Below are 23,458 nucleotides of genomic sequence, written 5' to 3' on the forward strand. Positions count from 1 at the left end.
GGACGTGCGCGACCGGGCCACGGTGGAGCCGCAGACGGGCGACGACGGCGCACTGACCGGTGATCGGCGCGGAGCACACGGCACGCCGTGAACGGCGCAATGCCGGCGCAGCTCCCCAGCTGCGCCGGCATTTGTGCCGTCCGCCGCACCCCCGTCCCCACGGGGTTTCATGGATGGATGTCCCCGCCCGGACCGCTCTTCCGGGCCTGGGGCGCCGCTCAGCGCCTCAGCATCACACCCACGGACGACGCCTGTGTGGCCACCGTCTCCCAGCCGTCGAAGACGAGCAGGAGCAGGGCCGCCAGAGGAAGGGCCATGAGCGTCGCCACCAGCGGGTGGCGGCGACCCGTGCGGCGCGGTGCGAACGCCGGGCGTCGCGGTGCCGTGTGGGCCATGGTCCCTCTCCTGACCGTGTCGGTTGTGGTCGGCAGCGGCGGGCGTCTGACCTCGGGGGACGAGTGCTGCACCCGCCGCTTGACCTCAAATCTAGGCGCGGAGCGTGCGCCGGGCGTCATGCCCTCGTACCGATTGCCGGGCCTCCCGGAGGATGAGCCATGACCTGGGAAGTACTCCCCTGGGTGGAGACGCGGGTCCGCGTCTCGGGGTCTTCCCGGAGGGGTCGCCCGCTGTGTCCGGTCATTTCCGAAGCGTCCATCAGGGCCGGAACGAGTGACTTCGATCACTTCGACCGGGGAAGGGGGATGCGGTGTGTCCGTGTGGCGCCGCGCCCCGCGGCCTGGCCTCGCGCGGGTCCGGGGTGTCCGCCGGGTGGGGGCACGGACCGGCGCCACCTGCCGCCGCGTATCCCCAACACCCCTGCACCGGTGATCGGTTGAGGGCACGGACAAGTCAAGGCCCCCGCGTGTGACGACTTCCTGACCGCGTATCACCTGGTGCCAAGGGCCCCCACAATCCGTCGGTCCCGGAGGGCGCGGCCTCTGCGCGCAGGCGGCCGGGGAAACGTAAGCTGTGCCACGTCACAGGGACCGGGCAGCGGGGATGAACATGGCGATGATGCGCCTGAGGCGCGAGGACCCGCGCGTCGTCGGCTCGTTCAGGCTTCACCGACGGCTCGGCGCGGGCGGGATGGGCGTGGTCTATCTCGGCTCCGACAAGAAGGGGCAGCGGGTCGCGCTGAAGGTGATCCGGCCCGATCTCGCGGAGGACCAGGAGTTCCGGTCGCGGTTCGCCCGTGAGGTCTCGGCGGCCCGGCGGATCAGGGGCGGCTGCACGGCCCGGCTGGTCGCCGCGGACCTGGAGGCGGAGCGGCCCTGGTTCGCCACGCAGTACGTCCCTGGCCCCTCCCTGCACGACAAGGTCGCCGACGAGGGCCCGCTCGTCGCGGCAGACGCGGCGTCGATCGGCGCGGCGCTGTCGGAGGGGCTGGTCGCCGTGCACGAGGCCGGTGTCGTCCACCGGGACCTCAAGCCCTCCAACATCCTGCTGTCCCCCAAGGGGCCGCGGATCATCGACTTCGGCATCGCCTGGGCCACCGGCGCCTCCACGCTCACGCACGTCGGCACGGCGGTCGGCTCCCCCGGCTTCCTCGCGCCCGAACAGGTGCGCGGCGCCGCCGTCACCCCCGCGACGGACGTCTTCTCGCTGGGCGCGACCCTCGCCTACGCCTCCACCGGCGACTCACCCTTCGGGCAGGGCAGTTCCGAGGTGATGCTGTACCGGGTGGTGCACGAGGAGCCGCATCTGCACGGCGTACCGGACGCGCTCGCCCCGCTGGTCCGGGCCTGTCTGGCGAAGGACCCCGACGAGCGGCCCAGCACGCTGCAGCTGTCGCTGCGGCTCAAGGAGATCGCCGCGCGTGAGGCACAGGGCATGGCCGAGGCACGGCCGCCCGCGCCGCGCGCCGCGGAGGCGGACCGGCCCACCGGGCGGCTCGTCGACACCTACTCCGAGCAGCAGCGCACCCAGCGGCGCACGTCCCCCGGCACGCCCGTGCCGCGCGGCGGCGCCCCCTCCCGGAGCGGTGTGCCGACGCGCGGCGGGGCGGCCCCCCGGAGCGGCAGCGGCGCGCGCGGCACCGGTACGGGTGTCCCGGTCCGGTCGGGCTCCGCGCGCCCGACCCCGCCCCCGCGGGGCGGCGGCCGGCGCTCGGGCAGCGGGAACCGTCCGGCCGCGCGCAACGGTTCCGGGCGGCCGGCGCGGCGTACGCCGGGCGGCGGACGGCGACCGGCCAATCCCCGGCTGCTGCGCCAGCGACTGTTCGTGTTCGTGGTGGTGACGCTGCTCGTGGCGCTGGGCATCGCGGTGGCGCAGGGCTGCCAGGGTCCGGCACGCGGGCTCGGCGACATCGGCGACCAGCGGCCGCACAACGCGCAGCCGACGTACCGGCCGGCGGACACCGGCCGGCCGGTGTCCGACCAGCAGGAGTCGACGCTGAGCCGCGACGTCGGCCACTGACGAGGCCTTCGGCAGGGCTCCCGCCTCGGAAGGCGGCCGGTGGCAGTGAAGAGCGGGGCCGGGCCGGCGGTCAGGGGCGGGGGCGTCCGGTGGCCACCGCGTAGAAGGCGACCGCCGCGGCCGCGCCCACGTTGAGCGAGTCCACGCCGTGGGACATCGGGATGCGGACCCATTCGTCGGCGGCGACCAGGGCCTGGGTGGACAGTCCGTCCCCCTCGGCGCCGAGCATCAGCGCCACCCGGTCCATCTGGTGCGGGGCGGCCTCGTCGAGGGAGCGGGCCTTGTCGTCCGGGGTGAGCGCGAGCAGCGTGAAGCCGGCTTCACGGACCGAGTCCAGGCCCTTGGGCCAGCTCTCCAGACGGGCGTACGGCACCGAGAACACCGCGCCCATGGACACCTTGACGCTACGGCGGTACAGCGGGTCGGCGCAGTCGGGCGAGAGCAGGACCGCGTCCATGCCGAGCGCGGCGGCCGAGCGGAAGATCGCGCCGATGTTGGTGTGGTCGTTGACCGACTCCATGACCACGACCCGGCGGGCCGAGCGGAGCAGCTCGGCGGCCGTCGGCAGCGGCTTGCGCTGCATGGAGGCGAGTGCGCCGCGGTGTACGTGGTAGCCGGTGACCTGCTCGGCGAGTTCGGGACTCACCGCGTAGACCGGGGCCGGGAGTTCGTCGATGACGTCGCGCATGACGTCGATCCACTTGGCCGAGAGCAGCATGGAGCGCATCTCGTAGCCCGCTTCCTTGGCCCTGCGGATGACCTTCTCGCCCTCGGCGATGAACAGGCCCTCGGCGGGTTCGCGTTTGCGGCGCAGCTCGACGTCGGTCAGGCCCGTGTAGTCACGCAGGCGGGGGTCGTCGGGATCCTCGATGGTGATGAGATCGGCCACAGGGTGATACTGCCTTGTCCTGGGTGTGGTGCCAACGGCTGGGTACGGGTGCGTTACCCCGGGTTACGCGTGATCAAGCGGCAGGCTCGGGGCCGACCTTCACGACCTCGCCGATGACGATGACCGCCGGCGGCTTCACCTCCGCGGCCCGTACGGTCTCCGCGACGGTCGCGAGAGTGGCGTCCACCCGGCGCTGCGCGGCCGTCGTCCCCTCCTGGACCAGTGCGACGGGGGTCTCGGGCGACTTGCCGTGCGCGACGAGCGTCTCGGCGATCTTCCCGATCTTGTCGACGCCCATCAGGATCACGAGGGTGCCGGTGAGCTTGGCCAGCGAGGGCCAGTCGACCAGGGAGCGCTCGTCCTCCGGGGCCACATGGCCGCTGACGACGGTGAACTCGTGGGCGACCCCGCGGTGGGTGACCGGGATGCCGGCCGCGCCCGGGACCGAGATCGAGCTGGAGATGCCCGGCACCACCGTGCAGGGGATGCCCGCCTCGGCGAGCGCCTGCAGCTCCTCCATGCCGCGGCCGAAGACGTACGGGTCGCCGCCCTTGAGCCGGACCACCGACTTGCCCTGCTTGGCGTGCTCGATGAGCGCGTTGTTGATGGCCTCCTGGGCCATGTAACGGCCGTAGGGGATCTTCGCCGCGTCGATCACCTCGACGTGCGGCGGCAGTTCGGCGAGCAGGTCACGCGGGCCGAGCCGGTCGGCGATGACGACGTCCGCCTCGGCGAGCAGCCGACGCCCGCGGACGGTGATCAGGTCCGGGTCGCCGGGGCCGCCGCCGACCAGGGCGACGCCGGGGGTGCGGGTGCGGTGATGGGGTGCCACCAGCGTGCCGTCGCGCAGGCCCTCGACGACCGCGTCGCGGATGGCGGCGGTGTGGCGGGGGTCGCGGCCGCGCGCGTCCGTGGTGAGCACGGCGACGGTGACGCCCTCGCTGTGGCCGGTGGCCGGGGTCCAGGCGGTCGCCTGGTCGGCGTCGTCGGAGCGGACGCACCAGACACGGTGGCGCTCGGCTTCGGCGGAGGCCTGTGCGTTGGCCTCGGGGTCGCTGGTGGCGATCAGGGCGTACCAGGCCTCGGCGAGGTCGCCTTCCGCGTACGGCCGCCTCTCCCAGATGATTTCACCCGCGTCCGCCATGGCCTCGACGGAGGGGGTGGCCTCGGGGGACACGAGGACGATGTCCGCGCCTGCCGCGATGAGTGCGGGGAGGCGGCGCTGGGCGACCTGGCCACCGCCGAGGACGACCACGCGGCGGCCAAGGAGGCGGAGGCCTACGGGGTAGGCGGGGGGTTCGGCCATGAGGGACGGCTCCTCTGGGGGCGGCGGTGCGATAGCCCTGACGTGCGGATTTTATGCGGGGCTGGGTGGTGGCGGATCAGGTGTCCGGTGGCTGGGCATCGTCGCCGGGTACGGCCCCGTGGGTGGTTGCGCCCACCCGTTCCGCCCCAGCAGAACGCGTGCCCACAACCACCCGGGCGTCGGAGGGGCGCCCGGTACCTCCGTACCGGAGCGGCCGCCTACTTCTCCGTGACTCCCGCCGAGTCGAACGTCGCCACCTCGTGCATCGCCCTGGCCGTGCTCTGGACCAGCGGCAGCGCCAGCAGCGCGCCCGTCCCCTCGCCGAGGCGGAGGTCGAGGTCGACCAGGGGGCGCAGGCCCAGCTTGTTGAGGGCGGCCACATGGCCCGGTTCGGCGCTGCGGTGGCCGGCGATGCAGGCCGCGAGGACCTCGGGGGCGATGGCGCGGGCCACGAGGGCCGCGGCGCCGGCGCTGACGCCGTCCAGGATCACCGGCGTACGCAGCGACGCGCCGCCGAGGAGCAGGCCGACCATCGCCGCGTGCTCGAAACCGCCGATCGCGGCGAGGACGCCGATGGGGTCGGCCGGGTCGGGCTGGTGGAGGTCCAGGGCGCGGCGGACGACCTCGGTCTTGCGGGCCAGCGTCTCGTCGTTGATGCCGGTGCCACGGCCGGTGACCTCCGCCGGGTCGGCGCCGGTGAAGACGGAGATCAGCGCGGCGGATGCGGTGGTGTTGGCGATGCCCATCTCTCCGGTGAGCAGCGCCTTGTTCCCGGCGGCCACCAGGTCGCGGGCGGTCTCGATACCGACCTCGATGGCCGCCTTGGCCTCCTCGCGGGTCATCGCGGGGCCGGTGGTCATGTCGGACGTACCACCGCGGATCTTGCGGGGCAGCAGGCCCGGGGTGGCCGGGAGGTCGGCGGCGACGCCGACGTCCACGACGCACACCTCGGCGCCGACCTGGCCGGCGAAGGCGTTGCAGACCGCTCCCCCGCCCAGGAAGTTGGCCACCATCTGGGCGGTGACCTCCTGCGGCCAGGGAGTGACGCCCTGGGCGTGCACACCGTGGTCGCCGGCGAAGATCGCGACGGCCGCGGGCTCCGGGATCGGCGGCGGGCACTGCCGGGACAGCCCGGACAGCTGCGCGGAGATGATCTCCAGCATGCCCAGCGCGCCGGCCGGTTTGGTCATGCGCTTCTGGCGTTCCCAGGCCTCACCGAGGGCCTTGGCGTCGAGCGGGCGGATCTGTGCGACGGTCTCGGCAAGCAGGTCGTGGGGTTCCTCTCCGGGCAGGGCGCGGCGGCCGTACGTCTCCTCGTGCACCACCCAGGATAGGGGGCGTCGCTTGGACCAGCCGGCCTGCATCAGCTCCGGCTCGTCCGGGAACTCGTCGACGTACCCGACACACAGGTAGGCGACGACCTCCAGATGCTCGGGCAGGCCGAGCGCGCGGACCATCTCCCGCTCGTCGAAGAAGCTGACCCAGCCGACGCCGAGGCCTTCGGCACGGGCGGCGAGCCAGAGGTTCTCCACCGCGAGCGCCGAGGAGTAGGGCGCCATCTGCGGCTGGGTGTGACGGCCGAGGGTGTGCCGGCCGCCCCGGGTGGGGTCTGCGGTGACGACGATGTTGACCGGGGTGTCGAGGATGGCCTCGATCTTCAGTTCCTTGAACTGCTTGGCCCGGCCCTTCGGCAGCGACTTGGCGTAGGCCTCGCGCTGCCGCATCGCCAGTTCGTGCATCGTCCGCCGGGTGTCGGCGGAGCGGATGACGACGAAGTCCCAGGGCTGCGAGTGGCCCACGGAGGGCGCCGTGTGGGCGGCCTCCAGGACACGCAGCAGCACCTCGTGCGGGATGGGGTCGCTGCGGAAGCCGTTGCGGATGTCGCGGCGCTCGCGCATGACCTTCAGTACGGCCTCGCGCTCGGCGTCGGCGTAGCCGGGCGCGGCGGGGCCGGTGGGACGTGCTTCGGCCACGCTCTCTTCTTCCTGGTCGTCGGGCGTGGTCCGCAGCTCGTCCGCATGCTGGACGACATCGGGCGCCTGCTCGGCGTCCGGCACCGCCGGTGCGGGCTCGCCCTCGCGCGGCGCCGGAACGGTGACCACCGGCTCCGGCGCGCCCTCCGCGGGCACGACGAGGGGCTGCGGCGGGGTCGGCGCGAGGTGCGGAGTGGTGGGCACCTGGCCCTCGACGGGCACGAACTGCCCGAGCGGCAGCTCCGGGTGCGTCGCCGGCGGGGCGTCGGCCGGGAGCGGCCCGGCCTGCTCGACCTGGTCGGCGGGGGTCGGTTGACCGGGGGTCTCCGGGTGCGCGGCGGGGGCGGGCTGCGTCTGCGGGCCGGCGGGGGCGCCGGGGCCGGTTGCGGGGGCCGCGGCGGCGATCTGGTGGACGGCTTCCGGTGCGGCCGGCTCGGGCTGGGCCGGCGGTGCCACGGCGTCCTCGGCCTGCAGGGTGCCGGGCAGGGCCTCGGCGGGGGGCGTCACGGGTTCGGCCAGCTGGGGCCCCTGGGCCGGGTAGGGCAGCGGCTCCGGTGCGGCAGCGCCGTCAACGGCGGCCGGGACCGGTGCGGCGCCCTGGGCCCCGGAGGCGACGGGGGCCTCGGTCACCGTCGCCTCCGGCGCGGGAGCCGGGGTGCCGGGCTCGGGCACGGCCGCCTGCTCGGGGGCCGGTACGGCTCCGGCGGCGGGCGCGGGCTGCGCGACGGCGGGCGGTGCCTCCACCACGCCGGGCTGCTGCGGCGCCACGGCGACGGGGGTGTTCGGGTGGGCCTGCGCGGGGGCGGCGACCTCGCCCTGGACCGCAACGGCCTCCGGGGCGGGCTGCGCCACGTCCGGTGCCTCCGGCGCGGGTACGGCGTCCACGCCCTGGACTGCACCGTCGGCGACCGTGACGGCCGGCCCGGCGACCGGCACGTCCTGCGCCTGCGGCACGCTCTCGCTCACGCCGGGCTGAACGGGCTCGGGCTGAACGGGCTCGGACAGAACGGGCTCGGACAGAACGGGCTCTTCGGGCTGGTGGATCCCGGCCGCCTGGCCGCCCTCGGACGGCGGAGGAACCTCGCCCGGCTGCGCACCGTCAGCCGGCTGGGGAACCCCGCCCGACTGCGCCGCTTCGGACGGCTGAGCGATCCCGGGCTGCTGAGCGACCCCGGACGGCAGTCCGGCGTCGCCCGGCTGACCCCCTTCGGACGGCTGAGCGGCCCCGGCCTGCGGGACGACCTCGCCCGGCTGAGCGGCTGCGCCCTGCTGGGCGGCCTCGGACGGCTGAGCGACCTCACTCGGCTGGGCGACCTCACCCGGCTGAGCAATCCCAGGCTGCTGGGCAACCTCGGACGGCTGGGCAACGTCGCCCGGCTGAGCGACCCCGGACGGCTGTACGGCCTCACCCGGCTGAGTGGCCTCGGACGGCTGGGCAACCCCCGACGGCTGAGCGACCTCAGGCTCCTGGGCAACCCCGGACTGCGGTACGGCCGCGGGCATCTCCGTGGCAGTGCCCGCCGGGACGTCGCCCGGCGTCTGCCCCGATGCCGCCGGGGCCCCGGTCTCCTGGCCGGGCACGGTGCCCTGCTCACCCGGATGCGTCGGCGTCTGCTGTACGGGGGCGGCGTGAGCGGCCGCTGTGTCCGCCTCCTCGGCGGGGGCCCCACCGGATTCCGGCGCCGGCGCCTCGGCCGCGGGCCCACCGTCACCGGCGACACCGGCGGGGGCCTCGACGCCGCCGGCCACGGCGGCCGTACCGTCGGCGGACTGCGTCTCGGGTGCGCCCTGGCCGTCCTCAGGGGAAACCTGGTGGACGCCCGCCGGTTCCTGCTGCTGTTCCTGAACGGCCTCGGGCGAGGGGTACACCCCGTCGTGGCCGTGCGCGGGCTGTACGCCGTCATGGCCGTGCACCACCTGCGCGGTGCCCGGTGCCGGTGCGACCGCCTGGTTGGCGAGGCGGGCGACGGCGGCCTGGGCGGCGCCGGACGGATCGGCCTGGGCGGCGCCGGTGGCGTCGGCGGCCGGATCAACCGTTTCGGCTGCCGCTGCCGGCATGCCGACCTGGGCCGCTGCGGGGGCTGCGGGCGCCGCGCCCCAGGGGGCCGCGCTCTGCGGGGCCATGTCGTGCAGCGGCTGGGCGTCGAGGTACTCGGGGCCGGCCGCGGGCGGACCCGGCTGCCGTACCGGCGCTCCGGCCGGACCACGGTCGGCGAGGGAGCGCACGGGGCTGGCGGAGGCGTCGGGGATCGGGGGGCCGAGGTGCAGCGGACGGCGCGACGGCTGCGGCGCGGCCGACGGGTCCTGCGGGGCCGAGAGGATGGGCGACGGCGGCACGGAGACCGGGGCCGGGTTCGGCAGGCGGACGCCGCTGAGGTCGACGGAGCCGCTGTCCCGGCCGGCCGTCTCGTGCGGGCCCGGCTCGTGCACGGCCTCGAGGACCGGTTCCGGAGCGGGTGGCGGTACCTCGTTGCCCCACGCACCCTGGGCGCCCGGCAGCAGGAGGTCCTCGTCCTCGGCGGGTGCCTCGGAGAGGTAGGCGTACGCACCGTGCGCGGCGACGCCCGGCTGTTCCACCATGCCTGCGCTCTCCGGCTGTCCCTCGGCCGGGACCTGGCCGGTGTCGGTCATGCGTACCCCTCGCCCATCGGTTAGTGCTTCTACGACCAGCTCACCCGGAACGGCGCACCGACCGCCCGTAGTGAAGAACGAGCGTCCGTGCCCAGCGGCACGAACGACCCGCCGGAAAAGGCGACAAAGCCATTCAGTGGCATTGTCCCGGCCGTTCCGCCGTCGCGACAGCATGATCCGCGACAGTCCGCTGTGGACTGCGCCACGTTGCGCGTCCTCCGGTTCCGCAGTACCACACCCACCCCAAAACGGGCGTGCTTTCCGGACATTGGCGAACGAAGTTCCGGACCGCCCGGTGTGGCACAACGATCGGCCAGCCTACCGCGCGCGGTACGACAACCGGATCACGGGGCGCGATCGGGAAGAATGCCGCTGAGCAGGAACGCAACGCTCCGCTCGGTCTCCGTCCAGGCGCGGGTGTCGAGTTCGACGGACTGCAGCAGGGCGCATTCGACGCGGTATCCGTGCTCGGTCAGGTCGCGGCCGACGAGTTCGGCCTCGTCGCGGGTCGCCGCATGGGTGACGATGCGCTGCGGACGCCGGTCGGCGACCGCGGAGACGATGGCCGCTCCCCCGCCGCCGACCCGGACGACGTCCGGCTCGGGCAGGTTCTCCAGGACGTGCGGGGCGGTGCCCTGGACCACCTGGAGCTGTACGCCGAACCGTCGCGCGGCCGCCTCGGTCCGGGCGCAGGCGCGCGGGTCCCGGTCGACGGCGATGACGGCCGCCCCGGCGCGCGCGGCCTCGGTGGCGAAGGCGCCAAAGCCGCAGCCGATGTCCCACACGAGGTCGCCGACGCGGGGACCGAGGCGGGCGAGCTGGGCGGCGCGCAGCAGTTCCGTCTCGCCCTCGCCGAGGCGGCTGACGGTTCCGTCGCCGTAGGTCTCGTCGGGCTGCACCCAGCCGCGCGGTCCGGCGCCCGGGTCGCGCCCGGCGATCCAGCCGCCGCCCTCCCCCGCGCCGGCCGGGCCGCCGATGACGATGACGACGTTGGGGTCGCGCCAGGTGTGGTCGGCTGCGTTGTCGGAGGTGACGACGCTGACCTGCTCACGTTCGGTGCCCAGTTCCTCGCAGATGACGAAGGTCCGGTGCACGCCTTCCAGCAGCAGCCCGAGTTCGGCGGGTCCGGCGCCCGGTGCGGTGAGGACGGCGACCTTGGCGTGGGCCCGGCAGACGTTCACGGCCCGGCGCAGGGTGCGCGGGTGGGCGACGACGACCTGGGCGTCGTCCCAGGGCATGCCGGCGCGGGCGAAGGCGGCGGCCACGGAGGAGACGGCGGGGACGACCTCGACCTCCAGGCCGAACTCCGGTGCGCGCAGGGTGCGTACGACGCCGAAGAAGCCGGGGTCGCCGTCGGCGAGCACGACCGCGGTGCCGCGGTGGGCGGCGATCCGGCGGGCGGCGAGCGCGACACTGCCCAGGCGGACGCGTTCGGCGGCGGGCGGGACCTCGGGCAGCGCCAGGTGGTGGGCGGCGCCCGCCACCAGCGTGGCGGCGCCGAGGGCGGCGCGTGCCGCGGCGGTCAGCGGCGAGCCGTCCCAGCCGATCACCGTGACCCGGTCGGCCATCGTCGTCTCTCTCCAGGTCTTCGCAGGTCGTCAGGGGGGATAGGGGCCCGTGGGGGCTCCGTGAGGGTACCTGGTGAGGCGCGAGGGGTCAGTTCCAGTCCGCGTACGACGTGAAACCGGCCGCGTCGTCCGACTGCTCGCCGGCCCCGGCCAGGTCCTCTGGCAGCAGGCTCCAGACGATGACATCGGTGCGGACGTCCGCCCACGTGCCGTCGCCGGACCTGCTGCGCGCTATCCAGGCGTTGCGCAGGATGCCCTCGCTGATGCAGCCGATCTTCTGGGCGACCTGCTGGGAGGCGGTGTTGTCGGCGGTGGTGCGCAGTTCCAGGCGTTCGAACTCCTGGTCGCGGAACAGCCATTGCGCGGTGGCCAGGGCGGCCTCGGAGGCATAGCCCTCACCGCGGGCCCACGGGGCGATGACGTAGGCGATCTCCGCCGAGCGCACCCGCCAGTCGGTGTTGCGCAGATGGACGGTGCCGACCAGCCGCTGGGTGAGGAACTCGTCGACGGCGAACACGATGCCGCGGCCGTCGGCGCGTTCGGCCGGGGCGAGGGCGGTGATCCAGTCCCGGGCGTCGGCCTCGGTGTAGGGCTGGGGGACGGAGGTCCAGGCGGTGACCAGTTCGTCGTTCATCATCTCGGCGAAGGCCTCGATGTCGGACTCCTCGAAGGGGCGCAGGACCAACCGCTCCGTGCTGATGGAGACGTTGGGAAAGGTGCCAGTCATGCGCCGCTCCGTAACTTCGGAAAAACCTTCAGGGCCTGCTGAACTGCCCAGCATGCAGCATGAAACCACTGAACCGCACGACGGGGCCCACCCCCGGTGAGGGAGTGGACCCCGTGCGTCACGAAACGCCGTAAACGTGCCGTCGGCCGCGGTTCAGCCGGTTCAGAAGGACGGGATGACCGAGCCCTGGTACTTGTCCTCGATGAACTTCTTCACCTCGGGCGAGACGAGCAGCTTGGCGAGCTTCTTGACGCGCGGGTCCTTCTCGTTGCCCTTCTTCACGGCGAGGAAGTTGCCGTACGGGTTGTTCTTCGCCGACTCCAGGACGAGGGCGTCCTTGGCGGGCTTGAGGCCCGCGGAGATGGCGTAGTTGCCGTTCACGACGGCGGCGTCCACGTCGTCCAGGGAGCGCGGGGTCTGGGCCGCCTCGACCTCCTTGAACTTGAGGTTCTTGGGGTTCTTGGCGATGTCCTGCGCGGTGGCCTCGTTGCCGGCGCCGGCCTTGAGGGTGATGAGCCCGTTGGCGGCGAGCAGCTTCAGGGCGCGGGCCTCGTTGACGGCGTCGTTCGGCACGGCGACGGTCGCCCCGCTCTTCAGGGCGTCGGCCTTCTTGACCTTGTGGGAGTACAGGCCGAGCGGCTCCAGGTGCACCGTGACGACGGGCACGACGTGGGTGCCGTGCTTGCTGTTGAAGTCGTCCAGGTACGGCTGGTTCTGGAAGTAGTTGGCATCCACCGAGCCGTCCTCGGTCGCCGTGTTCGGCGTGATGTAGTCGGTGAACTCCTTGACCTCCAGGTCGAGGCCCGCCTTCTTCGCCAGGTTCTCCTTGACGAAGTTCAGGATCTCGGCGTGCGGGGTCGGGCTCGCGGCGACGACCAGCGGGCCGCTGTAGTCGTGGGAGCCGGAGGAGCTGCCGGAGCCGCAGGCGGTAAGCCCGAAGGTGAGGGCTCCGGCGGCGAGGACGGCGGTGGTGAACTTGGCGGTGTTACGCACGAAAAGTGCCTTTCCTGAGGGGTGGTGCGACCCCGTGTGGTGACGGGGAGTCTGTGAGGTGCCGCTCGCACGCAGCGGTGCGGCCTACGCGGCCTTGCCGACGTCGGCCGCCGCCGGCTCCTTCGCCTTCAGCAGGCGGAGCCTGGGCGCCGGGCCGGAGCGGCCGCCGCGGCTGTGCAGGGTGCGGGCCGCGAAGTCGCCGACGAACTGGATCAGGGAGATCACGACGGCGAGGACGGCGACGGTGATCCACATCAGCTGGGTCTCGAAGCGCTGGTAGCCGTAGCGGACGGCGAGGTCGCCGAGGCCGCCGCCGCCGACCGTGCCGGCCATGGCGGAGTAGCCGATGAGGGCGATGATCGTGGTGGTGGTGCTGGCGATCAGCGAGGGCAGGGCCTCGGGGACCAGGACCTTGCGGACGATCGTCCAGGAGTTGCCGCCCATGGACTGCACGGCTTCGACGAGACCGTTGTCCACTTCGCGGACGGCCGTCTCGACCAGGCGGGCGAAGAACGGGATGCCGCCGATGGCGAGCGGCACGATCGCGGCGGTCGTACCGATCGTCGTCCCGGTGACCCAGCGCGTGAAGTTCATCAGCGCGACCATCAGGATGATGAACGGCATGGACCGGCCGATGTTCACGATCTGGCCGATCACCTTGTTGGCGAGGACGTTCTGCAGCAGGCCGCCCCGGTCGGTGAGGACGAGCAGGACGCCGAGCGGGAGCCCGACGGCGACGGCGATGAGGGTGGACCACAGCACCATCTGGAACGTCTCGGAACACGCCTGCGACAGCAGCGGCTGCATCTCGGACCAGGTCACTTGGCCCCCTCCTTCACCAGCACGGGCGCCTGGCCCTCGGGTCCGACGACGTCGATCTGCAGGCCCTGTTCGCGCAGGAAGCCGATCGGCACCACGTTGTCCTCGTAGCGGCCGGGCAGTTCGATGCGCATCCGGCCGATCTGCAGGCCGCCGACGGTGTCGATGGCGGCGCCGAGGATCGAGATGTCGACGTTGTAGGTACGCGACAGCTGGGAGATGACCGGCTGGGTGGCGGCCTCGCCGTGGAAGGTGACGTCGAGGACGGTCCGGTCGGCGCCGGTGGCCTCGCCGCCCACCGGGAACAGCGCGGCGGCCAGCTCCGAGCCCGGGGTGGCGAGCAGCTCGCTGACCGTGCCGGACTCCACGATCCGGCCCTTCTCCATGAGGGCGGCGGAGTCGCAGATCGACTTCACGACGTCCATCTCGTGGGTGATGAGCAGGACGGTCAGGCCCAGCTGCCGGTTCAGGTCGCGCAGCAGCTGGAGGATGGAGCGGGTGGTATCCGGGTCGAGGGCGCTGGTGGCCTCGTCGGAGAGCAGCACCTTGGGGTCGCCGGCGAGCGCGCGGGCGATGCCGACGCGCTGCTTCTGGCCGCCGGAGAGCTGTGCCGGGTGGGCCTTGGCCTTGTCGGCGAGGCCGACCAGGTCGAGCAGTTCGAGCGCCTTGCGCGAGCGTTCCCTGCCGGACGTGCCGAGGATCTCCAGCGGCAGTTCGACGTTGTCCTGCACGGTCCGCGAGGCGAGCAGGTTGAAGTGCTGGAAGACCATGCCGATCCGGCTGCGCGCCCGGCGCAGCTCCTTGCCGGCGCGCGGGCCGCGTCCGGCGAGGGCGGTGAGGTCCTGCCCGGCGACGGTCACGGTGCCGGAGGTGGGGCGCTCCAGCAGGTTGACGCAGCGGATGAGGGAGGACTTGCCGGCGCCGGACTGGCCGATGACGCCGTAGACCTCGCCTTCGCGGACGTGGAGATCGACGCCCTGCAGGGCGGTGACCTCACGGCCGCGGGAGCGGTAGACCTTGGTGAGGCCCGAGGTGGTGATCACAGGATTTCCGTCACTGTCGAGTGCGCGGGCGTGGGTGTGCCCGGGCACGGGTGCATGCGGTTCAGGCATGAGGAGTGGATGTGTGTCTCGTACGGCTTGGCGCACGGACATGCCACGGCTCTCGCTTCGGGGCGCGAGGCTCAGCTGATGCGGGGGCCCTCTAGAAGGCGCACATTCGACACATCAGGCGACACATACAACGAGCACCGGGCGTCATGGTCGCCTCGGTCGCAAGGATGCGGCAGCTCGTCGTGGTCATGCGATCAGTAAACCAGACGTACGGTCCTGACCGGCCGCCGCTGTCCGGATGGTGGACAGTGGCGGACAGGCGGTGCCCCGGGTTCAGCGGCGGACGGAGATCTCCACGCCCCCGTCGGTGACCAGTGCCGACAAGGCCGACAGGTCCTTCACCACCAGGTCGGCGTCCAGCTCCTCGGCGCGGTGGGTTGTGGCCAATGCCACGGTGGTCATTCCGGCGGCGCGGCCGGCCTGGAGTCCGGCCGGGGCGTCCTCGAAGACGACGCAGTGGGCCGGATCGACGCCGAGCTGCCGGGCGGCGAGCAGGTAGGGCTCGGGATCGGGCTTGCCGCGGGTGATGTCGTCGGCGGCGATCAGTGTCTTGGGCAGGATGCCGACGGCGTCCAGGCGGGCCTCGGCGAGCCGGCGGGTGGCGGAGGTGACGACGGCCCAGCGGTCGGCGGGCAGGGAGTCGAGGAAGTCACGGGTGCCGGGCAGCAGCCGTACGCCCCCGTCGGGCACGTCCTCGACCTCCAGCTGCTCGACCCGGGCGACCGCTTCCGGGACCAGGCGGGCGGGCAGCAGGTCGGCGACTATCTCGGCGGCGGGCCGCCCGTGCAGCGCCACGCGCCGGAACTCCTCGGCGGTGATCCCGTACTCCCGGGCCCAGCGGCCCCAGCAGCGCTCGACGGAGTCGAGGGAGGACACGAGGGTGCCGTCGTTGTCGAACAGGAGGGCGTGCGCATGGATCGTCATGGTCTAGACCCTACGGTGTACGACAGGGGGTACCGCGGGGTCGGCGGCCGGGGTCCGTTTCGGCCGTAATAAGGTCACCGCATGCTCAATGCCCTGACGCTGGCGACCGGGGTCGCCGCGCTGCTTCTCGCCGCCTGGTGCGGCTGGGCCGCCTCCCGCGACCAGCCGACCAAGGACTGGCACTTCATCGGCATGGCCGTGGTGTCGCTGCTGGCCGTGGCGCAGCTGGTGATCGGGATCGTGCAGCTGGCGCGGGGCGAGAAGCCGGAGCAGGGCACGACGATCTTCGTGGCGTATCTGCTGGGTGCGTTCGCGTGCGTTCCGGCGGCGGGGTTCATGTCACTGGCCGAGCGGACCCGCTGGGGCTCGGTGACGGTGGCGGCCGGCGGTGTGGTGCTGGCCGTACTGGAGGTGCGGCTCTATGACATCTGGGGAGGCTGAGGTGACGGCGGTTAAGGAGAAGCCGGCCCGGTTGATCAGCGGGCCGGGCATCCTGCTCGTCTGGTTCTACGGCGTGATGGTCGTCGGCGCGCTGTCGCGGTCGGCGTTCCAGATCGCGACGGAGTTCGACCGGGCACCGCTGGCCTATGTGCTGTCGGCGGTGGCCGGTCTCGTGTACGGCTTCATCACCTACTCGCTCGTCCGCGGCGGGGAGACGGCCCGCAGGGCGGCGCTGGTGTGCTGCGCCGCCGAGCTGGCCGGTGTGCTCCTCGTCGGTACGTGGACCCTGGTCGACCACTCGGCGTTCCCGGACACGACCGTGTGGTCGTACTACGGGGCGGGGTACGTCTTCATTCCGGTGCTGCTGCCGATCTCCGCGATGTACTGGCTGCGGAAGGCGCGGGGCACCGTCACGCCGTAGCCGCGTAGGTGCCCGCCTGCTTCTCCAGAATGATCATCTCTACGCCGTCCGTGCCACGGGAGCGGCCCACCGTCTCGTAGCCGGACCGGCGGTACAGGCGGAGGTTGCCCTCGCTGCGGTGGCCGGTGAAGAGGCGGAACCGGGTGGCTCCCCGTTCCCCCGCCAACGCGGCCTCGGCCGCGCGCAGCAGACGTGCGCCTATGCCGTGGCCCTGCAGGCGGGGGTGGACGCAGAGCTTTCCGATGGCGGCGGCGCCGTCCTCGGTGATCTTGCCGCGCACCGAGCCGACCACCTCGTCACCGAGCCGGGCGACGAAGACGCAGTCGGAGGCGACCTCCTGGCGGACGGAGTCCAGGCTCTGGACCAGCGGGTCGATGCGGTAGTTGCCGTACAGCGCCGCCTCGCTCTGGAAGCACAGGTACTGGAGCCTGAAGATCTGCTCCGCGTCCTGTCCGGTCGCCACCGAGATGGTCACGCTCATGCCCATGTGCGCATGCCTCCCGCTCACCTGATCACCTGTCGTCCCCCACTCCTATCCCCGCACTTCGCGGGAAGCAACCTCCGGCGTGAGCAATCGGCGCAGACAACCGAGACATCTGGAGCGTTCCGGTCCAAGACTTCCCTGTGAGATACCCAACTCCCCCGCGATCTCCCGGTATGTCAGGTCCTCCGGGGAGAGCAGGGCCTCGATGAGCCGGGGACAGCGGCCGGGCAGGCGGTGCACCGCCTCCCGCAGCGCGCGGTACCGGGCGGCCGTGAGGGCGTACTGCTCGGGGTCGGTGCGGGCGTCGTCGGCCGGCTCGGTGCCGTACGGACGCTCCCGGCGGCTGGTGCGGCGGCTGCGGCGGGCCTCGGCACGGACGGCCTTGCGCAGCCAGCCCTGCGGATCCGGCGGCGGCCCCTCGGTCTCCAGGCGTTCCAGCAGGCGGAGCCAGACGGCCTGCTCCAGGTCGCCGGGCTCACTCCCGGCGGCATATGCCTCGGCCGAGGCCTCGGCGCTGAGCAGCGGATGCAGGGCGGCCACCAAGTCGTACGTCATATGCGGAACGACGCGCCGCCCCGGGAGCAGGTTTCCGGGGCGGCGCGCAGACACCCCGAACGGGGTGCGGGAGGGTCGGGCCGTTGACGAGGTCAGCCCGCCAGGAAGTCGGCGCGGGCGAGCAGGCCGGTGTCGGCGTTGTCGGTGAAGACGCCGTCGATGCCGGTCGCGAAGTACGTCCTGAAGGCGCCGAAGGAGTCGCCGTAGGCGTCGGCCGCGCTGCCCTTGCGGTACTCGGCCGGGAGGAACGGGTTCTCGTTGCGCATGGTGTAGGGGTGCAGGACCAGGCCCACCCGGTGCGCGTCGGAGACCAGGGTCGTCGGCTTGGCCAGCGTGCCGTCCGCGTTCTTGGGGATGACGAGGTCCAGGGTCGGACCGATGCCCTGCGCGTAGCCGGCGATCTCCCGCAGGCCCTTGGGCGTGATCAGGTCGGCGACCGTGCGCGGGTCGCCCGCTTCGACGAAGTCGTAGGGACGGCTGTCGGCGGTGGAGAGCAGCACGACGAGCGGGTTGTCCACCAGCTGGTTCAGCTTCTGGATGCTGGTGGGCTCGAAGGACTGCAGGATGACAGGCGAGTTCCGGCCGTCCTTGCCGTACTTGCGCAGCAGCTTGGCGACCCGCTCCTCCAGGCCCAGGCCGAGCTTGCGGAAGTAGGTGGGGTGCTTGGTCTCGGGGTAGATCCAGACCTGCTTGCCGCGCTTGCGGGTCTGCTCGTCCTGCCACTTGAGGACCTCTTCGAACGTGGGGATCTCCCAGCGTCCGTTGTAGAGGGTGTTGTGCGGCCGGTTGGCCGGGATGCGCTCGACGGCCCGCAGGGTCTTCAGCTCGGCGAGCGTGAAGTCCTCGGTGAACCAGCCGGTGGTGGAGACGCCGTCGACGACCTTGGTGGTCTTGCGGCCGGCGAACTCCGGGCGCGCGGCGACGTCCGTGGTGCCGCCTATCTCCGGTTCGTGCCGGCAGACCAGATGACCGTCCTTGGTGGGCACCAGGTCGCCCGCCTCGACCACGTCGGCCCCCAGGTCCAGGGCCAGTTCGTACGAACCGAAGGTGTGCTCGGGGCGGTAGCCGCTCGCACCGCGGTGGCCGATGATCGTGGGCACCGGCAGGCTCTTCAGCCCCCGGCCCCCGCGCCCGGACGTCCGGGCCCCGGCCGCCCCGGCCGCCCCGGCCGTGCCCGGCAGTCCGAGGACCGCCCCGCTCGCGCCGAACACCGCCGCGCCGAGGATCGCCCGCCGTCCGGTGCCCTGCGTCTTCTCGTTCGCCTGGTCGCTGCCCATCAGCGCCCTCCTGCCGTCCGCTCGTGAGTGCGGGCCGATCGTAGGGGCGTGGACATGACCGAAGGGAGTCCTTGGCCGGAACACGCGGGTGGTGGCGGGTGTCCGGTGGGAGGCGGGTGACGACGGACCGCCGGAGTGGCGCCGGAGACCGCGTCACCGGACGGCCCTCCGGGGCGATCTCCGTCACACCGTCACGGGGACGTTACAGCCCGTCCCCGATGCGTCACCGCAGGTAAACCCACGTCAACTCTTCGTAAGACCTCGGTGAACCGGCCGCACCCGATGTGCGCCCACCCCGGGACCGCGAGTAATGTCCTCACCTGCACAGACTCATATCGACCCCTCGGCATCGGAGGACCCGTTGTCCCGCTTCGCGCTCATCAAGGCAGTGCTCGCACCGATCATGCGCCTGATGTTCCGCCCACAGGTGGAGGGCGTGGAGCACATTCCGGGGGACGGTCCGGTCATTCTGGCCGGCAACCACCTCACGTTCATCGACTCGATCGTGCTGCCGGTGGTCACCAAGCGGCAGGTGTTCTTCATCGGCAAGGACGAGTACGTCACCGGTAAGGGCGTCAAGGGCCGCCTGATGGCGTGGTTCTTCACCGGTGTCGGCATGATCCCGGTGGACCGGGACGGCGCGAGCGGCGGTGTGGCCGCCCTGATGACCGGGCGGCGGATCCTGGAGGAGGGGAAGATCTTCGGGATCTACCCCGAGGGCACGCGCTCGCCCGACGGCCGGCTGTACCGGGGCCGTACCGGGATCGCGCGGCTGACGCTGATGACCGGTGCGCCGGTGGTGCCGTTCGCGATGATCGGCACGGACAAGCTGCAGCCGGGCGGCCGGGGCATCCCGCGTCCCGGCCGGGTCACCGTCCGCTTCGGCGAGGCCATGGAGTTCTCCCGGTACGAGGGCATGGACCGGGACCGCTATGTGCTGCGGGCCGTGACCGACTCCGTGATGGCGGAGGTCATGCGGCTGTCCGGGCAGGAGTACGTGGACATGTACGCCACGAAGGCGAAGGCCGCCTAGCCCCGTCGCGCCCGGCCGGCTCGGCGCGGGCGTCCCTCCGCCAGATGGAATCTGACGCCGACACAGCGGACATTCGGCCGTATGCGTTGGTTATATGAGCACACGACATGTCTGATTCAGGCATGTACAAACCTTCTCGGCGTATTCTGCTCCGCACCCCGATCGCCGCAGTCGGCGCGGGAATCCTGGCAGCCTGCACCGAAGGCGGTGACGCGCCCGGCTCCGGCCCGCAACGCGCGAGCGGCGGAGGGAAGTTCGTCCCGGCCGGACCCAGGGGGTACGTCAACCCGTCGGATCCGGAGGTGCTCGCGGCCGAGCGCCGACGCGGATCCGGCGGCCAGGTGCGCACCTTCAGGTTCACCGCCGAGGAGGCGAAGCTGGATCTGGGCGGGCTGTCCGTGCGGACCTGGGCGTACAACGAGGAGGTGCCGGGCCCGCTGGTGCGTGTCACCGCCGGTGACGTGCTCGACCTGACGCTCGCCAACCGGCTGCCCACCACGACCACACTGCATTCCCACGGGGTGCGGCTGCGGTGCGACATGGACGGCGTGCCGGACCTGACCCAGCAGGCCATCCGCCCCGGGGACGACTTCCGCTACCGCTTCACCGTCAGGCACCCGGGGACCTATCTGCTGCACTCGCACGTCGGACTGCAGCCCGACCGGGCGCTGTACGCGCCGCTCGTCGTCGACGACCCGAAGGAGACTCTCTCCTACGACAAGGAGTGGATCGTCGTCCTGGACGACTGGCTCGACGGCGTCGAAGGCTCCACCCCCGAGCAGGTCCTGAGCCAGCTCAGGCCCGGCGGCTCCATGGACATGGGGAACATGGCCATGGGCCCCGGTCACGCCGGCCCGAGCCCCCGCCGGCCCGCGGTCGCGCACCCGTCGCCGTCCGGGACGCCCGCGGGCCCCTCCCGGGTGCTGCACTCGTCCCGCAGCCGCATGCTCGACGGGGAGGGCGGCAGCGTCGCCTACCCCCACTACCTGGTCAACGGGCGCCTGCCCGGCCGGCCGTCGGTGTTCCGCTGCCGGCCGGGCGACCGGGTCCGGTTGCGCTTCGTCAACGCCGGTTCCGAGACCGCCTTCCGGGTCGCGCTGGCGGACCACAAGATGACCGTCACCCACACCGACGGCTACCCCGTGGAGCACAAGAAGACCGACGCCCTGCTCATCGGCATGTCGGAGCGGTACGACGTGCTGGTCACCGTCCGGGACGGTGTCTTCCCCCTGGTCGCGGTCCCCGAGGGCAAGAAGGGCCAGGCCCTCGCCGTCCTGCGCACCGACAAGGGGAGCGGAAACCTTCCCTCGGGCGACGTCCGCCCGGACGAACTGGACGGGGAGACCGTCCCCGCCCGCCGCCTCGTGCCGCAGGACTCCGTGGCCCTCGACGACCGTGATCCCGACCGCGAGATGCGCATCAGGATCACGGGCAGCATGAGGAGGTACGACTGGGGGTTCGACCACCAGGCCTACTCCGAGCGGCAACGCCACCCCGTCCGCGCCGGTGAACGGGTGCGGCTCACCCTCATCAACGCCACCAGCATGTGGCATCCGATGCACCTGCACGGGCACACCTTCGCGCTGGCCGGACTGGACTCCGTCGGGGCGCGCAAGGACACCGCGATCGTGCTGCCGCACCGGAAGCTGGTCCTCGACTTCGACGCCGACAATCCCGGACTGTGGATGCTGCACTGTCACAACCAGTACCACTCGGAGAGCGGGATGATGACGGTGCTCGGTTACAAACGGTGAGGTCCGGGGCGTTCGAGGGTCGCGCTCACCCGGCGCTTTCCAGTCGCTGGCCCTTCAGCAGGAACCACGCCGCCGCTGCCGTCCCCAGCAGGACCACCGCTCCCGCGCCCGAGGCCAGCTGGAGGCCGTGGACGAAGGAGGCACGGGCCGCGTCGAGCATCTGCTCGGCCGCGTGCTGCGGCATGTGCGCCGACGCCTCCACCGCCGCGCCCAGTGACTCGTGGGCCGTGGCGGGGGTGCCCGTCGGGCCGGTGAAGTCGCGGTAGACGCCCGTCACGATGGAGCCCAGGAGGGCGATACCGAGAGCCGCGCCCAGTTCGTACGCCGTCTCGGAGACCGCCGAGGCGGCGCCTGCCTGGTCCTTGGGGACGCTGGAGAGGATGACGTCCGCGGTGACCGTGAAGGAGAAGCCCGCGCCGATGCCCACGACCAGGAGGGCGGCGCCGAGGACCGGGTAGCCGGTGGACCGGCCGAGCGTCGTCAGCGCGGCCAGGGCCAGGCCGACGGCCGCCAGACCGCCCGAGACCACCGCCCGTACCGAGAAGCGGCGCGCCGCGCGGCCCGCGACCAGACCGGCCGCCACCGCGCCGACGGCGGCGGGCAGTTCGGCCAGGCCCGCCTCGAACGGGCGTCTGCCCTGGACGAGTTGCAGGTACTGGGAGAGGAAGAACACCAGGCCGGACATGCCGAGCACGGTCAGCAGGTCGGCGAGGACCGCACCACTGAAGCCACGGCGCCGGAACAGACGCATGTCCAGCAGCGGGGACGGCATGGTGAGCTGGCGGTGCACGAAGCCGTAGAGCGCGGCGGCGCCCAGCAGGCCGGCGGCGCACGTGGTCCATGTCAGGCCGTGGGTCGCGGCCTCCTTGACGGCGTACACGACGGCGATCATGCCGACCAGCGACAGCACGACGCTGCTCAGGTCCCAGGGGCCGGGGGCCGGGTTGCGGGACTCGGGCAGGGTGCGGATGCCGACCAGGACCAGGACCGCCATCACGGGCAGGTTGATCAGGAAGACCGAGCCCCACCAGAAGTGTTCGAGGAGGAAGCCGCCGGTGATCGGGCCGACGGCCGTGCCGGCGGAGGCGGTCGCGCCCCAGATGCCCACGGCGAGGCTGCGTTCGCGCGCGTCGTGGAAGATGTTGCGGATCAGGGCGAGGGTCGCGGGCATCAGAGTCGCGCCCGCGACACCGAGCAGGGCCCGCGCCAGGATCATCAGTTCGGGAGTCGTCGCGTAGGCGTTCAGGACGGACAGCGCGCCGAACGCCGTGGCGCCGCCGAGCAGGATCCGCTTGCGGCCGATGCGGTCGCCGAGGCTGCCCATGGAGACCAGCAGGCCGGCGATGACGAAGGAGTAGACGTCACCGATCCACAGCAGCTGGGTGCCGGTGGGGTTGAGGTCTTCGCTGATGTACGGGGTCGCCAGGCCGAGGACGGTGGCGTCGACGGCCACCAGCAGCACGGCCAGGACGAGGACGGAGAGCGCGAGCCAGCGGCCCGGGCGCTTCTCCACCTCCGCCGCGCGAGCCGGCTGCAGGGTGCTGGTCATGATTCCTCTCTTCGCAGAGCACCGCCGAGCAGCAGCTCGGCGATCATGGTCGGGAAGTCACGGGCGGCCACGCGGCCGTCCAGGGTGGCCCAGGCGCCCGAGGCGATCAGGCCGTACAGCGCCTCGGTGAGCCAGACCGGGGTGAGGTCGATGCGGAACTCGCCGGCCTGCTGTCCGCGCTGGAACAGGGCGCCGATCCGGGCGTCGAGCCGCCGCCAGCCGTCGTGCTGCCGCTCGCCCTCCCACAGCTGGTTCTCGCCGTAGAGGAAGGCGAGCAGCCCGGCGGCCGGCTGGATCTCGCGCAGGAGCCGGCGTACGGCGTCGGCGGCGGAGCCCTCCTCCGGGCGGGCCCGGTCCAGGGCGGCGTCGCACTCGGCGATGCCGAGCGCCTCCAGCGCCCGTACGAGAGCGTCCCGGCCGGCGAAGTGGCGGTGCAGCGTGGCGCGGCTGATTCCGGCGGCCTTGGCGACCTCGTCCATGGTCGCGGTGGACTTGCGGGTCAGCAGGGCGGCTGCGCTGCGCAGCACGTGGTCACGGTCGAGGGCCATGAGACAAGGATAGCCCACATGAGACATTCATGTCTCACA

At 72.6% G+C, this 23,458-nt stretch carries 20 protein-coding genes; 5 read left to right on the forward strand and 15 right to left on the reverse strand.

The window, feature by feature from the left end:
- Window positions 1–218: 218 nt before the first annotated feature.
- Window positions 219–395, reverse strand: coding sequence for a hypothetical protein (locus tag IO33_RS51100; protein ID WP_031161876.1), 177 nt, complete (start codon window positions 393–395; stop codon window positions 219–221).
- 604 nt (window positions 396–999) lie between these two features.
- Between IO33_RS51100 and IO33_RS0108055 the strand changes: the two genes are divergently transcribed.
- The gene (locus tag IO33_RS0108055; RefSeq protein ID WP_031161878.1) at window positions 1,000–2,415 is read left to right on the forward strand and encodes a serine/threonine-protein kinase; all 1,416 of its coding nucleotides are present in this window, start codon (window positions 1,000–1,002) and stop codon (window positions 2,413–2,415) included.
- Between the two features lie 70 nt (window positions 2,416–2,485).
- On the opposite strand, the gene IO33_RS0108060 is transcribed toward IO33_RS0108055, so the two are convergent.
- The 9 genes from IO33_RS0108060 to IO33_RS0108100 form a co-directional block, all read right to left on the reverse strand.
- On the reverse strand, window positions 2,486–3,304 hold the full coding sequence (locus IO33_RS0108060) for a TrmH family RNA methyltransferase (RefSeq protein ID WP_031161880.1): 819 nt from the start codon (window positions 3,302–3,304) through the stop codon (window positions 2,486–2,488).
- Window positions 3,305–3,377: 73 nt separating this feature from the next.
- Window positions 3,378–4,610: a uroporphyrinogen-III C-methyltransferase gene (cobA, locus tag IO33_RS0108065; protein WP_031161882.1), complete on the reverse strand. Its 1,233-nt coding sequence runs from the start codon at window positions 4,608–4,610 to the stop codon at window positions 3,378–3,380.
- Window positions 4,611–4,828: 218 nt separating this feature from the next.
- Window positions 4,829–9,214 carry a nicotinate-nucleotide--dimethylbenzimidazole phosphoribosyltransferase gene (cobT, locus tag IO33_RS45850; RefSeq protein WP_031161884.1) on the reverse strand — a complete coding sequence of 1,462 codons (4,386 nt, stop codon included), beginning with the start codon at window positions 9,212–9,214 and terminating at the stop codon, window positions 4,829–4,831.
- Between the two features lie 344 nt (window positions 9,215–9,558).
- Window positions 9,559–10,782, reverse strand: coding sequence for a precorrin-6y C5,15-methyltransferase (decarboxylating) subunit CbiE (gene cbiE / locus IO33_RS0108075; protein WP_031161886.1), 1,224 nt, complete (start codon window positions 10,780–10,782; stop codon window positions 9,559–9,561).
- 88 nt (window positions 10,783–10,870) lie between these two features.
- Entirely contained in the window at window positions 10,871–11,509 is a 639-nt protein-coding gene (locus IO33_RS0108080) for a GNAT family N-acetyltransferase (RefSeq protein WP_031161888.1), read from the reverse strand.
- A gap of 162 nt (window positions 11,510–11,671) precedes the next feature.
- Window positions 11,672–12,502, reverse strand: coding sequence for a MetQ/NlpA family ABC transporter substrate-binding protein (locus IO33_RS0108085; RefSeq protein ID WP_031161890.1), 831 nt, complete (start codon window positions 12,500–12,502; stop codon window positions 11,672–11,674).
- Between the two features lie 84 nt (window positions 12,503–12,586).
- The gene (locus IO33_RS0108090) at window positions 12,587–13,324 is read right to left on the reverse strand and encodes a methionine ABC transporter permease (protein WP_031161893.1); all 738 of its coding nucleotides are present in this window, start codon (window positions 13,322–13,324) and stop codon (window positions 12,587–12,589) included.
- Window positions 13,321–14,364: a methionine ABC transporter ATP-binding protein gene (locus IO33_RS0108095; protein ID WP_031161895.1), complete on the reverse strand. Its 1,044-nt coding sequence runs from the start codon at window positions 14,362–14,364 to the stop codon at window positions 13,321–13,323. The genes IO33_RS0108090 and IO33_RS0108095 overlap by 4 nt, the downstream gene beginning before the upstream one ends.
- A 342-nt stretch (window positions 14,365–14,706) precedes the next feature.
- The gene (locus IO33_RS0108100) at window positions 14,707–15,357 is read right to left on the reverse strand and encodes an HAD family hydrolase (RefSeq protein ID WP_031161897.1); all 651 of its coding nucleotides are present in this window, start codon (window positions 15,355–15,357) and stop codon (window positions 14,707–14,709) included.
- An 81-nt stretch (window positions 15,358–15,438) separates the two neighbouring features.
- Between IO33_RS0108100 and IO33_RS0108105 the strand changes: the two genes are divergently transcribed.
- A complete protein-coding gene (locus tag IO33_RS0108105) occupies window positions 15,439–15,798 on the forward strand; it encodes a hypothetical protein (RefSeq protein WP_031161899.1) in 360 nt (119 codons plus the stop codon).
- Between the two features lies 1 nt (window position 15,799).
- Entirely contained in the window at window positions 15,800–16,219 is a 420-nt protein-coding gene (locus IO33_RS0108110) for a hypothetical protein (RefSeq protein WP_031161901.1), read from the forward strand.
- Here the strand turns inward: IO33_RS0108110 and IO33_RS0108115 are convergent.
- The 3 genes from IO33_RS0108115 to IO33_RS0108125 form a co-directional block, all read right to left on the reverse strand.
- Window positions 16,209–16,706: a GNAT family N-acetyltransferase gene (locus IO33_RS0108115; RefSeq protein ID WP_031161903.1), complete on the reverse strand. Its 498-nt coding sequence runs from the start codon at window positions 16,704–16,706 to the stop codon at window positions 16,209–16,211. The genes IO33_RS0108110 and IO33_RS0108115 overlap by 11 nt on opposite strands.
- 45 nt (window positions 16,707–16,751) lie before the next feature.
- A complete protein-coding gene (locus IO33_RS0108120; RefSeq protein WP_031161905.1) occupies window positions 16,752–17,258 on the reverse strand; it encodes an RNA polymerase sigma factor in 507 nt (168 codons plus the stop codon).
- Window positions 17,259–17,350: 92 nt separating this feature from the next.
- Window positions 17,351–18,535, reverse strand: a complete 1,185-nt coding sequence (locus tag IO33_RS0108125; protein WP_031161907.1) for a glycerophosphodiester phosphodiesterase — start codon at window positions 18,533–18,535, stop codon at window positions 17,351–17,353.
- 361 nt (window positions 18,536–18,896) lie between these two features.
- On the opposite strand from IO33_RS0108125, the gene IO33_RS0108130 reads away from it, so the two are divergent.
- A complete protein-coding gene (locus IO33_RS0108130) occupies window positions 18,897–19,568 on the forward strand; it encodes a lysophospholipid acyltransferase family protein (RefSeq protein ID WP_031161909.1) in 672 nt (223 codons plus the stop codon).
- A 122-nt stretch (window positions 19,569–19,690) separates the two neighbouring features.
- Window positions 19,691–21,322 carry a multicopper oxidase family protein gene (locus tag IO33_RS0108135; RefSeq protein ID WP_031161912.1) on the forward strand — a complete coding sequence of 544 codons (1,632 nt, stop codon included), beginning with the start codon at window positions 19,691–19,693 and terminating at the stop codon, window positions 21,320–21,322.
- A gap of 25 nt (window positions 21,323–21,347) precedes the next feature.
- Here the strand turns inward: IO33_RS0108135 and IO33_RS0108140 are convergent, their stop codons facing one another.
- Together IO33_RS0108140 and IO33_RS0108145 are read right to left on the reverse strand one after the other, a co-directional pair.
- Window positions 21,348–22,871: an MFS transporter gene (locus IO33_RS0108140; RefSeq protein WP_031161914.1), complete on the reverse strand. Its 1,524-nt coding sequence runs from the start codon at window positions 22,869–22,871 to the stop codon at window positions 21,348–21,350.
- The gene (locus tag IO33_RS0108145) at window positions 22,868–23,419 is read right to left on the reverse strand and encodes a TetR/AcrR family transcriptional regulator (protein ID WP_031161916.1); all 552 of its coding nucleotides are present in this window, start codon (window positions 23,417–23,419) and stop codon (window positions 22,868–22,870) included. Before IO33_RS0108145 ends, IO33_RS0108140 begins: the two co-directional genes overlap by 4 nt.
- Between the last annotated feature and the right edge of the window lie 39 nt (window positions 23,420–23,458).

The organism is Streptomyces durhamensis (assembly GCF_000725475.1).
In the GTDB taxonomy this organism is placed as follows: Bacteria; Actinomycetota; Actinomycetes; order Streptomycetales; family Streptomycetaceae; genus Streptomyces; species Streptomyces filipinensis.